A 15465-nucleotide genomic window follows, 5' to 3' on the forward strand; every position below is an offset into this window, starting at 1 on the left:
GCTTTAGTGCAACGGAGCTTGATCGATCGCTCCTAACGCTAATAGCGTTGCTCTTTGAGCCTCAGTGATACCAACGACCTCAGTAATATTCATCCCATCATAGGGTCTTTCATTTCTCAGGATTTTGATACACTCACCTGTTTCGATATCCCAAAATCGTATGGTTTGGTCATCACTAGCACTTGCAAGGACTTGACCTAACTCATGGGAAAGTCGCTCGTAGCAGGTAAAGGTAACAGAAAGCACGAAGCTTGTATGACCTTGTAACACTTGCAGGCACTTACCCTGATGAACATTCCACAACCTTACCGTTGGATCTAAACTACTACTGGCTAGAGTTTTACCATCCAAACTGAAGGCAATAGAATTAATCCAACTCGTGTGACCCTCCAAGACATTGAGGCACTTACCACTACGAATATCCCAAATCCTGATAGTGCGGTCTATGCTGCCACTAGCCAGAGTTTGACCATCTGGACTAAAAGCGACAGGCCACACCCAATTGGTATGTCCCTGTAAGACTCTTAAGACTTGTCCAGTATTGATATCCCAAAACCTTACCATGTTGTCAGCACCACCACTGGCTAGGGTTTGTCCATCCGGACTATAGACCACTGAAAGAGCAAAACTGTTGTGAGCCTGTAAAACTCTTAAGGCTTTTCCAGTATTGATATCCCAAAGCCTCACTGTTTGGTCAAAACTAGCACTGGCTAGAGTTTGAGCATCTGGACTATATTTAACTGACATTACCCACTTTGTATGACCCTTAAAGGTTTTGAGGCATCTGCCACTGGAAATGTCCCAGAGTTTCACTGTTCGATCTGCACTCCCACTGGCTAAGGTATTCCCTTGTGGGCTGTAGGCAACAGATCGAACTATATCGGTGTGGCCCTTAAAGATTTTGAAACATCTACCATCCGAGACACTCCAGACCTTCACCACTTGGTCTGGACCACTACTAACTAGAGTTTGACTATCCGGACTAAAAGCAATAGACCACACTCCACTAGTCGAACCATAGTATTTTTTAATACAGGTGCTAGAGGAAATATTCCATAGCTTTAGTGTTTGGTCTTCATGACTACTAATCAGAGTTTCACCATTGGGACTGAAAACGATAGATTGAATTCCACTATTGCACTGCAAAGTTCTCAGTAGCTGACCCGTGCTGATGTCCCACAACTTTACTGTTTGGTCTGTACTACCAATCGCTAGAGTTTTGTTGTCGGAACTGAGGGCAACAGCAGACCACCACATCCAGCCGTTTTGTCCTACTGGTAACGTTCTTTCGCACTGACCAGTCTGAACGTTCCACAATTTTATAGTTTGGTCTTCACTAGCACTAATGAGGATTTGATCATCCGCTTTGAAAGTAATAAATCCGACCGTATCTTTATGTCCCTGCAAGGTTTTAAGACATTGACCCGTATTGATATCCCATAGTTTTATGGTGCGATCAGCACTGCCACTCGCTAGCACTTGACCATCAGGGCTGTAGGCAACATAGCATACCGACGAGGTATGTCCCTGTAAAGTTTGCCGGCACCGACCAGTGCTGACATCCCACATTTTTACAGTTGTGTCTTCACTGCCACTAGCTACGAACTTACCTTGGGGACTGAAAGCAACAAACAATATCCAACCCGTGTGTCCCTGTAAAGTTTGGCGGCACTGACCCGTGCTGACATCCCACATTTTTATATTGCGATCGTCACTACCACTAATGAGGGTTTTGGCATCAGGACTAAAGGTAATAGAGGGAACCCAACTTATGTGTCCATCCCAGGACAATATTTGTTGTCCGTCTGCAACTCGCCATAAGCCAATCTTGCCACAACTATCAGCCGTAGCTAGAAGTTCCCCATCTAGGCTTACTGTCATTGCAAAAATATAGCCGAGGTTTTGCGTAAAAGTAGATTTAGATAGGTCAGAGAAGGAGAAATTAATCTGGTACAAATTCATGCCCTGTAGATCGGCTTGCCAAACAGTCAGTCCAGAAAAATCCCAAGCACTCAAATCTCGCTTTAAGTGACGCAGCAAATTAATTATATTTCCTGCAACGTAACCAGTTTCAATGGATACTTTTCCTCTTAAACATGAGAGAATTGCCATCAAGTGAGTTTCAAGACTTTCCGGAGTGCCAAACACCCGCAATAATTGTTCGCCGATGGGGTTAAGGATAAAGTCAGCTTGAATATCCTTTATGTAGTCTTTAGCTTGAGCTTTAAGAAGTGCGTAATTTTTGAAGAGAGAGATTTTTATTGTCTCAATTTCCTGGTAAATTTCTTTGACCAATTGATTAGTCATGTACTCCATAAGGACGGGCTGTAAGGTAAAAAGAGCAGATCCTTTTTCAATTAGCGACTTCCGCTCTAAAGATTCCAAAGCTTCCAAAAGTTGAGAAGGCAGTATCGGTGATACTATGTCGGCTTTGAGTTCTGTAATAGAGATGGGTTCGCGATTAATCGCTAGCCAGTACATTATCTCAGATTCTAATTTGGATAGCTGTCTAAACTGCTTGTCGAGTAAATTTTGAATATCTCCAAAAACGATTGTGCCTTGAGAGAGAAAATGACAAATATTGCTATCAAATAAATCGCGAATTGTTGTAGCAACTATTTTCAAAGCTAAGGGATTGCCGACATAGGACTGAATCAGGGTTTGCCAGTCATTTTCCGACCCAAAAAAGTTTCCTTTACCTCTAAAGATTTCTCGTCCCTCTGCGGTTGCTAAACCTGACAGTTGCAATGAGCGAACCGGAAAGGTTTCACCTTCTAGAGCAGCTACCTCTTTGGGCTTTTCTCGACTCGTTAGCACTAAACAACTCTGGTGGCGCGACTCTCCAATTCGTTTGAAGAATTCACTATACCCTTTGTATTCCTCAAACGTTTCTATGGATGTAGAACTACGGAGAATTGTCTCGGCATTATCAAGTACGATCAGGCAACGTGAAGAGCGCAGATAATCTAGCAGTCGCGAAACTCTGTAGTTGACATCATTGGGTAAGTCACTTTCCTGCTGGTTTGAGAGAAATTGAATCAAGCTAGCCAGAATCGATTCAACAGAGGGGGCGTTGTGAAGCGATCGCCAAATCACATACTCAAATTGCCCCTGAAGTTGCTCGGCTAACTTAACAGACAGAGCAGTTTTACCGATCCCACCAATCCCTAGCAAGGCTACTAATCGACATTTTTCTTGAATAATCCACTGCTCAAGCGTTGCCAATTCCCAAAAGCGTCCGTAGAAAACAGACACATCAATTGCTTCGCCCCAGTCTTGCCGACAACTTGAAACGAAGTGGCATTTTGTTGTGGTATCTGACACGGTAACGCGTGTATGCAGAGGTACTTCTGTTAGCGCAGCAGGTTCATCGGTAGGTGCGATAGATGCGTAGACACTGCAACAGGGGGACGACGCAGAGATTTTTTCAACAGGATTTTCTGAAAAGCCCGCCGCAGAAGAAATCAACAGTTCTGCTGCATTGCTACGGCTAGCCACTGCTCTCCAGCGACTGATCACTGATTTAAAGTTAGATTTGGTTACCTTTTCCCCAAGAACCGCCGAAAGCATCTTCCAAAGCTGGAAGCCAACATATTTAATGTAGTTCTCATCATAATCAAGGCTTTTGGCAATCTGCGGATAAGTCTTCTGCTCCCAAGATTGACAAAACACAACCTTTTGAATGTTATTTAAAGACTCTTGAGCTAAAATTGCCCCAAGGGTGACCAAAGCTTCTTCAACTGTCATAATGAATGCAGAATGTTATAAAAATTTTTGAATCCAGTAAGTCGCTTTACAAGAAAGGCAGAAGTTCGAGGGCAGAAGGCACTTATGTTAGGAGTATCAATTAAAACTTACTTTGTGGGTTTAAAGCCCAGTTGAAACAAATAATTATACCGAGACTGCTTGCAGCGAGGTATAAAACGTCCTTGTTTCAATCCCACTATGAGTAAGGGTGGGTTGCCTTCTGCCTTCTGCCTCCTGCCTTCTGCCTTCTGAAATATGCTTCCCAAGTATACTTTGATGTTGACGCTTGAACAGCAACCCCTAGTTAAAGCTGTAGGGTTCTTCCTCTGTTGATATAAACGATTTTGACACTCTTCAAGAAGATAGCCACGAAGATTCTTTAAGAGACCTGCCTGGGAATTATGTCTTGTGCTGCCTGAGATATAGCCATTATTAACAGGTTAAAACAGCTAGATTATTGTCAATTTTTAATTATCTTTAAAGGTATTAAATTCAACTTTGTACTGAATTTTCTGAACAAGAATCAATGATGGGTTTAAATTCGCACGCGTTCGTCCAGCAAGGGCTTCCGCATCGCCTCCCTCAAAATTATGTTTCCTCCCCCAATTTTTGGCAATATTTTCAGTATAATTACTGTTTTAAAAACGGACTGTAGCCTTAACCTGTCAGTAATGATTGTGATGTTGCTGGCAACTACCGGGATAGATTTGGTTCAGCAACAGCTGGAAAGCTTTCAAAATTTCGCCGTACCCAATTCATTCCCACTTCATTGTTTAACTTAATTCGCTGTGGTGTATTGGCGTAAATCTTACCTAAAATCTTTGCGTCTTGATCCACAACCACATTAATCAACTTCAGCAGATTGCCTTTGATCAAGTGTGCAATCGGAGAATGCGCCTTCATGTACATTAACACAAACACACGAGATTGACGATCAGCTTCTGGAAGATAGAAATGACATTCTTTCAAGCTCAGTAGCTTATTCTCTCCGTGCATCAATCCCATGAACGGAAAAAAGTTTTCTAAATGAGCTTCCAACACTTTTGGCATTGCCAGCAGACCGGGATTTTTCAAAATGTCACGAAATGTAGGTTTTTTCCTGGGTTGCGACAAGTAGGCATGAGAATGCAACCCTTCGTCGATGAACTGCTTCACATGCACTTGTTCAATCTCAAATAATTCTCTATGCGTGCCATTTTGATGGTTGTAGTCGTGCATATTCAGCAGCAAGCTCAGAATATCAGTCCGAATGCTGTGCTCGCCCGTAACCCCGATGAATTTATACTCTGCTGCAATCTCATTCATGATGTTTGGAATTGGTATCTTCGGCTCATACCCTCCATAAGACCAAATAAAATCACCTTGGATGATTAACTCTAGCGGCTGCATTAACGATTTAGTTTCTTTGTTAGAACCTGGGAGGACTGTACAACCCGAATGGTCAAATTCCAATGCATGAAAAGGGCAGGCGATCGCGCTATTGCCGTCGGGTTTTGTCACACACCATCCCTCTGATAGCATTGCACCCATGTGAGGGCAAGCGTTGGGCAAGGCACTAATCGCACCATCAGTATTTTGCCAAAGAACGTAATCATTGCCCAACAGAGAAAATTTCATGGGCTTATTGGGCTTTAGCATTGAACGATGTGTCAAAAGCCACGGTGCACCTTGCAATTGCTTCATGATTGTCCAAAACAGCTTACTAATTAATTAGTAAGCTTATCAATAAGTTACTGCTGTGTCAATCCAAAGATTAAACATCTTCAGTTTCGGTGGCTCTTTGGTACGATAGAAAGACAAACTATGAATCAAAATACTGTGGTTCGATCAAGTAAACGAGTTGCTAAATCAGTCCGCCCGTTTCGAGATGCTGAAGTGACGCAGCAACAAATATTGAATGCCGCAGAGCAAGAATTTTCACGACATGGCTTAAAAGGCGGGCGCATGAGTGCGATCGCGGAGCACGCCAAGGTGACAACCGCAACGCTTCATTACTATTTTGAGAACAAAGAGAATTTGTATAAAGCAGTCTTGCAACGCCCAGTCAATGAAGCGCAAGCTATGCTTGGGCAATTAAACTTTGATACTTTTTCCTCAGAAGAAGCTCTTAAACAGATTATTCGTATTGCAATTTCAAATGAAGCTAAAAACCCTCAACGCCAAATGCTCTGGTTTCAAGAAGCTAGTCAAAATCAAGGAGCTTATTTTAGGGAATGCAATGTTTTGAATCTTCACAAACACCTACTTAAGGTTTTAGAGAGAGGTATGGCAGAAGGATGTTTTCGTCCGCTCAAGCCATTTTTGGCATTGACTCATATTTTGAGCGTTTGTATGTTTTACTTCACAGTGCATGAAAACTGGAAACATTTAACACCAGATATTGATCGCCTTAGTCCAAAAATGATTGAGGAACACACAGAAGAAGCGATTGCATTTATTTTGGCAGCTGTGAAGCGATCGCAGTAATAAACGGGAGCAACGCGATTTGGTGAGGTCGGGGAAAAAAGGTGCGATCGCTAAAACTTATATTTAAGTACAAAGTAATTATATTTACGATAAGTAAACGTATTTGCACGATAACTCATCTTGATGAGATATCTCAAAAAGATTGCTAGCAAGTCATTTTACGATTATTTCCAAAAATCTCTGCAACAAGTCTTTGATACTTAGTATCAATTACGGCAGAAAATAAATTAAAGGCAGAATTAAAGTATAAAATTTATCAACCAGTTTGGGGTTTGATAAAAGAATTAAAGCAGGGCTGTTTCATTCCCTAAAAGGCTCGCACTCTTCAAGGGTTCAGGAGATGAAAAATAAGCTTGGCATTTAATCTTAGGCTTCAATTTGGTCACCAATTCATGACCAAAAAGGTTGTGGGGTGTGGGGTGTGGGGTGTGGAAGAAATGGGGTGTGGGGTGTGGGGGGTAGGGTGTAGGGCATGGAAATAAAATACGGAGAAAGTTCAAATAACTCTATATTTCTTCCCCACACCCCACACCCCACACCCTACACCCAGGAGCGAAGCGACGATAAGGGGGGAAACGGAAAAGCATCTATTAATACAACAGTTGAAGCAACACTCTGCTGCTTAATTATTTTCAGACTTAAAAATAACGTCTCAAACTGTTGTAACTTATGGGTTACAGCAGTTTTTGATTAAGCACAGTGTTGAAAATTGACTGCTAGGTTAAATTATTTGCTTTCTCAACAGCTTCCTTTAACTCTTCAAAGGTAATACTACCGTCTTCGTCTAAACCATACTGTGCTAGTAACTCCTGAGGAGTGTTGGTATTTGTTTCTGATGAGATGATTGCACTTAAGCCAGGACTTAAAAAAAGCTCATTAATGGAGACTTTGCCGTCTTGATCGCGATCTAATTTCTCAAAAAGAGATTTCAGCTCTTGCTCGGTTGCCATAACTTTCTTTTCTTTATTAATTTTCAATTTAACTTTAACACCGTAAGTCCCCCACTGAATTTACTCAATCAGTGGCGGGATATAAGGTGAGTAATGACGAATTGACCAACATCATCTGTCTTAACCCAGACATCAGCATCCAAGTATCTAAATTCAACATAAACCCAACATCGCCATTAAATACTTCGCGCTCGTAATCGTTGGTGAGTTGGATAATGCGATCGCCCATAGGGCGGGCGGGTACATCTGCCAATTAACATTACAAAGAAAGGCAGAGGGCAGAAGGTAAGAAAGTATAATGAAAACTTCAGTTCTGAGTTTGGGGGCAACCTTTTGGGTAGTGCATTGTAACATTTTTATCCGTGAGTCCGGCGTATGGTTTTATCTTGTGGATGCATCGCTTTTACCACGGGAGAAAAAGCGTTATCCCACTCAAGCACTTTTTGTTTGTCAAGCTAGCATTTGAGAAAAATCTGAAATTTTTATGGTTGTACGTCCGGAATGGGCAAATTAAAAAGTGATATTAAGTATGTATTTACACCAAACACGAAATACTAAAACGTAATTAGGCAAGGAGAAATCATGAACACTACTTTTGTTCTGCTTAAAGAAGGATCAAAAGGTGCAGAAGTTACCAAGCTGCAAGAAGGTTTGAAAAAGCTCAATTTTTATTCAGGTATTGTTGACGGTGTTTTTGGGGCAAAAACCAAGGAAGCTGTCATCAATTTTCAAAAATCACAACAATTAGTAGCCGACGGCATTGTAGGTGAGAAAACTTGGTCTAAATTAAACGCAGCACTCCAAGAGAGCAATCCACGAGCTGATTTTCGAGTAATTACCGTACAAGAATTTATCTCTTCTAACCGGATTAGAGTTTCTACTCCAAAAGCAATAGCTGTACAATTGTTTAGCAACTCAGAAGAAGAAGAAGAAGCAAGAAAGTCTGAGGACATAACAGTAGCGTATCCTACAAGAGAAACTGCTGTAATCGTACATACCACAATGGGTTTGGCTGATGATTCAGTGGCTGGAATACGAAATCGCATCGAATTGAGACGCAACCAAAATAAATGGGAAATTGTCTGGGTGGGTGAGCAATACAAGTGTCAGCCAAATCGAGGACATCAAGACTGGTCTGGCAGTCTTTGCTCGTAATTGAGTTTTTAGCCTTCGCCAAGCCTAATTTAATTGCTACTTCAGCCTCTGTAATTAGATATATGAAGTAGCATTTTATTCTTGGAGTTGCCACTTTGGACAAATTAAAGGTGGGGGTATGGGGTGCGATGTCTGGGACGGGCTGTTCGGTGACGCTTGGGTTTTCCTTTCTTCGAGACGCTCTGCGCGTTCGCTTGAATGAAGGCGATCGCACCTACTAATTAAACTACTTTGCCTAATCAGTAAACCAAACGAGTGGTAAATTCTGATGAGCGATCGCCTACATACGATATTTTTCCTCTAAGAACGGGAAGTGATCGCTCAGTTTCCCTCATAATTATGTTTTTACTGCACAATGATTCTGCACAACCAATTAAATGGTCATATACAGTTGCACAGATGATGGAGAAATTCGCGCTCGTATTAATGCGATCGCGGCTTAAACAAATTTGATACACAATCCCAAGCAGTAATGGTATCCTTAAGGGTACTATCGGATATGTTTTTAAGGGTGTAAATAATAGATTATCGTTACGTAAGCTTTTGTTTACTTTTAAAACATCCTCTGAGAACTATTAAATGATTCCTCCTCAACAGCTAATCCAAGAAACTATAGAACGATATAAAACGCGCTCCCCAGAGCGCGATCGCAACATTCGTAAACTTTCATCTGGTTCGGTCCTCAATGTAGACACCCCTGAACGTGTCAACAGACGTTTGGAAAGAATTGCTCGTAATCCTGTAGCTGCTTCTATTTTATCTGAAGCCAAAATTTCCATAGACGATTTGTCTAGCGAGGAGTTTAATCGCGTTGTTCAAGAGCGGATTATTGGTCAAAGAGACCTAATGAGTATTTCATACTTGGAATATGGACTGAAGGTTTCGCGGTCTATCTGCCGCATCATTTTACGCAGTCGTAGTGGGAGAGTGATAGGGTACGGGACTGGCTTTATGGTTTCTCCCCGTCTATTACTTACCAACAATCATGTACTATCTTCGGTGGAAGAGGCTATGCCAGCCTTAGCCGAGTTTAATTACCAAAGCAGCATAGAGGGACAGATGTTGCAGTCCTCTGCCTATGAATTAGATCCCATTACTTTCTTTATCACAAATCAATACCTCGACTATAGCCTGGTTGCTGTTAAAGAAAAGCTGGATGGCTCTCCCCTAAATGACTTTGGCTGGAACCCTTTGATAGAAGAGCAAGGCAAGGTGATTGTAGGAGAGTACGTTAACATCATTCAGCATCCCAAAGGGGAACCAAAGCAAGTAGCGCTAAGAGAAAATCAATTAGTCGATTTGCTAGATGATTTTCTGCACTATCAAACGGACACAGCTCCTGGTTCTTCCGGCTCACCTGTTTTTAATGATCAGTGGGAAGTTGTAGGACTCCATCATTCTGGCGTTCCTAAAATGGATGACCAAGGTAACTACTTGACAATTGATGGAAGTGTCTGGACTCCGGGAATGGGAGAAGACCGCATTGCTTGGGTAGCTAATGAAGGAATTCGCATCAGCCAGATTATTAAAGACATCAAAAACCAGCAAAATCTGTCCCAAGTGCAACGCACTTTGCGTTCTGGGCTGTTTGATGGGAGTCAGTTGCGTTTGCCTGTTGTAGTTGATGTCAAAGAGCAGCAGTCAATAACTACTACCATAAATAACGGCATTGTTACCTGGACTATTCCTCTTCAAGTCAGTGTAAACCTTGGACAAGCAGGGATTGTTTCATCATCTCAAACGAATTCAGTTACCGTGCATCCAACTCCAGATTCACAAAGCGCCAAAACTTCGCTATCTGATGTTGAATTGCCAGATATTGCTCCCGATGCTGAGTGGCAGGCAGAACTGAGACAATTAGAGCGCCTTCGTACTGGAGAAATTCTCTATTATGATCAGGTTGAAGATACGCAAAATCGTGACCAATATTACAGTGAAATTGTCTCAAAACTCAACTCATTAAATAAGTCTGAATTGTTTAATGATCTGCATCAGTTATTGGAAAAAACCCACACCAGAAAGTTAGATTATGAGCCGAAAAAGTATTTGTATCCGTGGGTGGATCTGCAACCTGACTCAAAGATTAGAAGTATTTACTCGCGTCTTGAATACACACCAGAACAAATTATTCAAGAGGATCTCCTAATTGAAAAAAGGCGAGCATCTCGTTTGCAAGAAATTATACTTAGAGAGTCACTCACGACAGCAGAGATTTTAGAAAGGGTAAATACCCTTGAAAGAGATTTACCATACAACTGTGAGCATGTAGTTCCACAGTCGTGGTTTAAAGATGTATCACCCAAACCGATGAAAGGCGATTTGCATCATTTGTTCGCGTGTGAGATGGCGTGTAACTCCTTCCGAGGAAGTAGTCCCTTCACTGACTTTGATGACTTTGATAACTTTAAAGAACTAACTCGTAACAATTGCGGTAAATCTGAAGGTAACAGGTTTGAACCGGGTTTTGGTAAAGGGGAAGCCGCGCGTGCTACTCTTTACTTTTTGTTGCGTTACCCAGGCGTTATCAATAACTTAAATAAGGAGTACAAACCAGAACATTTAAAAACTTTACTTGATTGGCATAAGCAATATCCTGTCACCGAGCATGAGAAACATAGAAATATGGCTATTGCCAGTAAGCAGAGGCAGGGCAACCGTAACCCATTGATTGACTTTCCAAAATGGACAGATTTAATCGATTTTAGCCTAGGCATTGGGTAAATTCCAATACGCTTGGTGTTAAGGATTTGTTGTACTGATTTTTGACCTGTAGAGACGCGTTAGCGAAGCGGGACGAAGTTCAATTTCGCGTCTCTACACTCGGATTTTAGGCTTAACACCAACCGTATTGGGGTAAATTCTAGACGCAGCAGCATTGTCTGTTCGCTGACCGAGTTTACCCGACACAGCCCCAGCCCAAGAAAGCAAACTCCGAGGTGTTAGTTTCAGCCTTGCGCCAGCTTTTAGCATTGATTATAGCAGTGAAAATTATACCGTTTTGGTCGGTTAGCTCAACTTCGACTTTTTTGTTCGGTGCAGGTTTGGCTTGTGGTAGTGCCACGCTCATTTGATTGTAATCTCGCTTCTTGCTTCCATAGCTAACCCCTTAATCATCAGAAAATAAGATTTATTGGGAGCATCCCAATAGACATCTCCAGAAATTAATTATGCGTTGCCCGAAACCCTTGTAGAGACCTAGCAATGTTACGTCTCTACATTCATTTTCACAATCCCAATGACTTTCTTGCCTCTGTTAACACAGAAGTGAGAGTTTGGGGTAAGTTAATGATTTCTTGTATCAAATCTTGGGGAGTAAAGCCAAAAACCATTAATATGACGACGATTACAACAAGGGCAACTGCTGTACTTATGAATGTTTTCAACAGACTCAGCAAAGCCCTAAAGACCAGCAATGCAACAATTAATGCAGCTATGAGGACGATTAAATTAGTTGGCATAATTTCATTCAATAGATATCGGCAATTAGGACAACGGCTCTATTCCTTCATCAATCCAAACATCAATGCCTGTTTTCACTTCTGATTCAGTGACAGCAGACCACTCTTTTTCGTTAATAGTTGTTTGAAATATCGCCCTTTTCCCGTGACCAACTTTTTCTATTGCGTGTCCGCGATATACATTATTTTTAGGCTTAATCATTTTTATTAACTATTCTAGCCAAAATACCATAAGCAAAACTGAACGCAGTAAAGCCACAATCACACTAAGAGCGATCGCGAAGCGCACCTTCATGTAGTAAACCCACACTAACGGGAGATAAAAACAATGATGACACAATCACAAAGTAGTTTGGGGATGATGCGATGGCGCTTGCTATTAAGTGCAGTTTTGGCTTTCCGCACTGTATTGACTGCCACGCCAGCTTTTTGAGCTTAATATTCAGATGCGATCGCGGTCAAAACCGTGGGGGTCTGGAGACAGAACTTTTGTGAACCACTAAAGGCTACCTAAGTAGTATTCTAATAATCCTGCCGGACGCCACCTCGCACAGGCTTAAGTTCAGAAGGGTCAGAGAATGGATCTGTGCCACCACTCCAGTTAAAGTCACTAATTCTAAAGCTGATACCACCTAATTCCAACACTGGATTATAACGCAAAGTAATTCCGTAGGTGCGGCGGTTATATTCTACAATATAGTCGGTGCTAGTGCGTGCGCCTGTATCTAAGTTGATTGAGGTTTGAAAACCAAGGCTAAATGGTCCGTAGAGTTGCTGAGAAATTCCCAGATTAAGCACTTTGTTATCAACAGCGCGATCGAACAAAAATGGCGATGCTCCGCTAAATATACCTTGGGAATAACTGATATTAAAGGCGGTATAATCAAAGGCAGGTCGAGAGAAATGTCCAAACTGCCCGCGCAAGCCAGCTGTGGCAATTAAAGTGGTTTGGTTATCACCACTGCTGTAATAACTGCTTGTGCCGGTTACGTCCCCAAATGCTTGGATGTAGGGAACTATCGGGTTTGGGGTGTAACGCAATCCTTCTGTGGGGGTGGGTGCTAATCCTTTACCTTGCCAGAGTATAATTCCACCATCAACGGTAGCGCTACCTTGCACGCGTCCTAAAGAGATGCGGTTGTTCTCTCGCTGTGTTGCGAGTAAGTCAAGCCGATCGGTATTCGCGTTAATATATTGAGCACCACCTTGATATCTCAAGTTGAAACCAGTTGTACCTAAAGGAATCCTGGGGGAAATAACGACTGCACCAAGGCTACTTTGCACAGTTTGAAAACCGAGGGTACCGTTGTAAAGGCGATCGCGATAACTGTATTCTAAATTCAATATGTGAGGATTTTGATCGCCTAATTCTTGCCGCAATCGCAAGCTTGCCCGCAAATTGTCTTCCACTGTCCCCAAATCCAAGCTGGTTAATATCCCAGAACCGTCAATTCTTGTCTTTGGGCTTAAATTTGCAGTCAATTTTGTTGTCAAACCAAACAGCGAAGCGAAGTTACCACCACCAGTTATGGCTTTTTGCGCGAAAAACTGCGGTGTAACGCTAAAACGTACCCCTTCTGTGTTAAAGGGTTGAAAAGAACGCTCAATAAACAGACCACCGCGTTGATCGCCATCAAAACCGACAGAGACAATTGCCGGCGTTACATCTCGTTCCCTGCGATCGATTGTCTGCCGATCTATAGGGATGGGTAATGTCGTCCTTTGATCTAATACTAAACGCTGACGCTCTGTTTTAATTGTGTCTACTAAAGGTGCTTCTCGCGTTAAAGTGACTTTATCGGCGCGTAACTCTAATTCTGGGGGCGAAAATGGATCGTTAGTAAAGCGGACATTTCTCGCTTGCCATCCTCGCGGATAAAAATCAACTCGTTCTGCTTGAAAGCGCACTCGCTTGACTACACCTCCCACTTTTGGTCCTGGGAGGTTTGTTGCATCTGCCCTTCCACCTAAGTTGAAGTTAACTCCACCGGGACTATTGACACTTGCAGTCGGCTGATTTGCCCGAATGCGATCGCTTGGTGGACGTGCTGTGACTACTCCACCGACTCCGGTATCAACAGAGTTAAAGGCTAAATCAGTACCCGCTGTGGGGATGTAAACTTCTCCCCTGCCATTTTTTAATTCGCCGCTATCTTGAATAAAGTTATAAGTAAAGCGTTCTCCGCGCAGTACTTGATCCCCTCGTGTCAGTGCGACATTCCCATCACCGACGGCAATCAAGTTGTCTAAATTGACTTGCAAGCGATCGGCATCTACTACCGCCCCATCAAATCGTACCACCACATTACCCACTGCCGTGACAATCCGTCGTTGCTGGTCGTATTCCTGGCGATCGGAAGTAATTTCTACAATTCTCTCTCGTGCTGGCGTTGTTGTTGTTGGGGGAGTTGTTTGAGATGGTTGACTTTGTTGCTGATTTGTGCTACCACCGCTTGGTATAGGTGCAGATTGTTCTACCGTATTGGGTTGGGGAACTGTGATTTGGCTTGTCTGGCTGCGAGATTTGAATTCTATAACATTTTCAACTTTTTCTGTACTTGCTGCGTCAGGATTAGTATAAGTAATATTTTGGATTGGTTCGGCACTCGCCGCATTTTGGGCAATAGTATTATTTTGCCCTTTTGAAGGGGCTAATTTTTCTTGTAATATTTGCTCTTTTTGGGATATCTTGCTTTGCGATGCGACATTTGCATCTGGCTGCACGGGATAACTAATTCCCATCGAATCTCCCAAAGCAGCGGCACTCTTAACGGCGGTAAAGGGAGAAAATTCTGGTGGTAAACTTTCTGGCTGACTGGGTGTACTTTGCCGCTGGATAACTGCTAAATCTTGTCGAGTAGCGTTTTGTCGAGTTGGGGATACAGAATCTGGTTGCCTTTGTGGCTGATTTTTCTGGGATGAAGCCTCCAGTTCGGTAATTAAATGAAACCTGGTATCACTACCAGTCAACATCGGATTTCCAGGTTGTAAAGGTTCAACAATCGAAGGTGGTGCCGGTGGCAGAACTGGGTGAAGCATATTCGCAAAATCAACCTAACAAATAGCCAATTGAAAGCCGGAAGGACTAATTACACCTAACTGCCTTCCGACTTTAGCCTTCAGCCTAGCCTGCGGCAAGCCGCCTGGAAAGGACACTAAGAAAGCGTGTGGAATTTTTCACGCCAAATCAAGCGTCCGTGACATTTACATTCGCATGAACGGCAGTTGTGGATCGGGTCGTGATTTTACTCTGAATCCCGGCGTCCGGGGTTACGAGCTGGATCGTTCGACAAAAATCCAAAGATGAAAAGCAAGATGAAGGAGGCTACAACAACATAAACAACAATTTTTAAAGTAACCATTGACTAAAACTCCAAGGGTATGAAATAACAGCTTGCTTTTTTGTATCCGTGATGCAGAAAAGATAGCTCTTATATATTACCCAAATCTCGCCCCTTTTTTGTCAGGTACTGAGTCCATCGCAAATCCCAAGTCCAAAGTCCAAAGGAAGGTTTACGCTAATTACTCAAAGGATGCAATGTAAAAGTTGCTGTAGGTTTTTTGTAGATGCGACGCGATCGCTTTTGAATTTTGAATATTAAAGCAATTACACTCTTCTGATGACGTGAACTTGAGGCTGAGGTTTCCGAGTCAAGAAATAAAGTCGGGGAAGGGGGAAGGGGGAAGGG

At 42.5% G+C, this 15465-nt stretch carries 15 protein-coding genes; 6 read left to right on the forward strand and 9 right to left on the reverse strand.

Features of this window, described 5'->3' with window-relative positions; translation table 11 throughout:
- Positions 1-3: 3 nt before the first annotated feature.
- On the reverse strand, positions 4-3747 hold the full coding sequence (locus TOL9009_RS0121235) for a WD40 domain-containing protein (RefSeq protein ID WP_029634544.1): 3744 nt from the start codon (positions 3745-3747) through the stop codon (positions 4-6).
- 693 nt (positions 3748-4440) lie between these two features.
- Complete coding sequence (locus TOL9009_RS0121240) at positions 4441-5430, reverse strand: Rieske 2Fe-2S domain-containing protein (RefSeq protein WP_029634545.1); 990 nt, start codon at positions 5428-5430, stop codon at positions 4441-4443.
- A gap of 120 nt (positions 5431-5550) precedes the next feature.
- Here TOL9009_RS0121240 and TOL9009_RS0121245 point away from each other — a divergent pair, with 120 nt between their 5' ends.
- Positions 5551-6213: a TetR/AcrR family transcriptional regulator gene (locus TOL9009_RS0121245; protein WP_029634546.1), complete on the forward strand. Its 663-nt coding sequence runs from the start codon at positions 5551-5553 to the stop codon at positions 6211-6213.
- 716 nt (positions 6214-6929) lie between these two features.
- Here the strand turns inward: TOL9009_RS0121245 and TOL9009_RS0121250 are convergent.
- Together TOL9009_RS0121250 and TOL9009_RS45985 are read right to left on the reverse strand one after the other, a co-directional pair.
- On the reverse strand, positions 6930-7163 hold the full coding sequence (locus TOL9009_RS0121250; protein WP_029634547.1) for an EF-hand domain-containing protein: 234 nt from the start codon (positions 7161-7163) through the stop codon (positions 6930-6932).
- 64 nt (positions 7164-7227) lie between these two features.
- Entirely contained in the window at positions 7228-7416 is a 189-nt protein-coding gene (locus tag TOL9009_RS45985) for a hypothetical protein (protein ID WP_144238297.1), read from the reverse strand.
- Positions 7417-7461: 45 nt separating this feature from the next.
- Here TOL9009_RS45985 and TOL9009_RS47575 point away from each other — a divergent pair, with 45 nt between their 5' ends.
- The 5 genes from TOL9009_RS47575 to TOL9009_RS0121270 all read left to right on the forward strand — a co-directional run bounded on the left by TOL9009_RS47575 (position 7462) and on the right by TOL9009_RS0121270 (position 11039).
- A complete protein-coding gene (locus TOL9009_RS47575; protein ID WP_186227618.1) occupies positions 7462-7629 on the forward strand; it encodes a hypothetical protein in 168 nt (55 codons plus the stop codon).
- A gap of 116 nt (positions 7630-7745) precedes the next feature.
- Positions 7746-8318 (forward strand): peptidoglycan-binding domain-containing protein, encoded by a 573-nt coding sequence (locus TOL9009_RS48490; RefSeq protein ID WP_051502980.1) that lies wholly within the window; start codon positions 7746-7748, stop codon positions 8316-8318.
- A gap of 95 nt (positions 8319-8413) precedes the next feature.
- Positions 8414-8539 carry a hypothetical protein gene (locus tag TOL9009_RS49540; RefSeq protein ID WP_260675924.1) on the forward strand — a complete coding sequence of 42 codons (126 nt, stop codon included), beginning with the start codon at positions 8414-8416 and terminating at the stop codon, positions 8537-8539.
- Positions 8540-8573: 34 nt separating this feature from the next.
- Positions 8574-8771 (forward strand): hypothetical protein, encoded by a 198-nt coding sequence (locus tag TOL9009_RS45995; RefSeq protein WP_144238298.1) that lies wholly within the window; start codon positions 8574-8576, stop codon positions 8769-8771.
- 126 nt (positions 8772-8897) lie between these two features.
- A complete protein-coding gene (locus TOL9009_RS0121270) occupies positions 8898-11039 on the forward strand; it encodes an endonuclease (protein WP_029634548.1) in 2142 nt (713 codons plus the stop codon).
- 175 nt (positions 11040-11214) lie between these two features.
- On the opposite strand, the gene TOL9009_RS49545 is transcribed toward TOL9009_RS0121270, so the two are convergent.
- The 5 genes from TOL9009_RS49545 to TOL9009_RS43730 all read right to left on the reverse strand — a co-directional run bounded on the left by TOL9009_RS49545 (position 11215) and on the right by TOL9009_RS43730 (position 15138).
- A complete protein-coding gene (locus TOL9009_RS49545; RefSeq protein WP_242055790.1) occupies positions 11215-11385 on the reverse strand; it encodes a hypothetical protein in 171 nt (56 codons plus the stop codon).
- 157 nt (positions 11386-11542) lie between these two features.
- Positions 11543-11776: a hypothetical protein gene (locus tag TOL9009_RS0121280; RefSeq protein WP_029634549.1), complete on the reverse strand. Its 234-nt coding sequence runs from the start codon at positions 11774-11776 to the stop codon at positions 11543-11545.
- A gap of 25 nt (positions 11777-11801) precedes the next feature.
- Positions 11802-11978 carry a hypothetical protein gene (locus TOL9009_RS47580; protein WP_186227619.1) on the reverse strand — a complete coding sequence of 59 codons (177 nt, stop codon included), beginning with the start codon at positions 11976-11978 and terminating at the stop codon, positions 11802-11804.
- Positions 11979-12298: 320 nt separating this feature from the next.
- A complete protein-coding gene (locus TOL9009_RS0121295) occupies positions 12299-14815 on the reverse strand; it encodes a DUF3769 domain-containing protein (protein ID WP_029634550.1) in 2517 nt (838 codons plus the stop codon).
- A 206-nt stretch (positions 14816-15021) separates the two neighbouring features.
- A complete protein-coding gene (locus TOL9009_RS43730; RefSeq protein WP_072022158.1) occupies positions 15022-15138 on the reverse strand; it encodes a photosystem II reaction center protein I in 117 nt (38 codons plus the stop codon).
- Between the last annotated feature and the right edge of the window lie 327 nt (positions 15139-15465).

The organism is [Scytonema hofmanni] UTEX 2349, assembly GCF_000582685.1.
GTDB lineage: Bacteria > Cyanobacteriota > Cyanobacteriia > Cyanobacteriales > Nostocaceae > Hassallia > Hassallia hofmanni.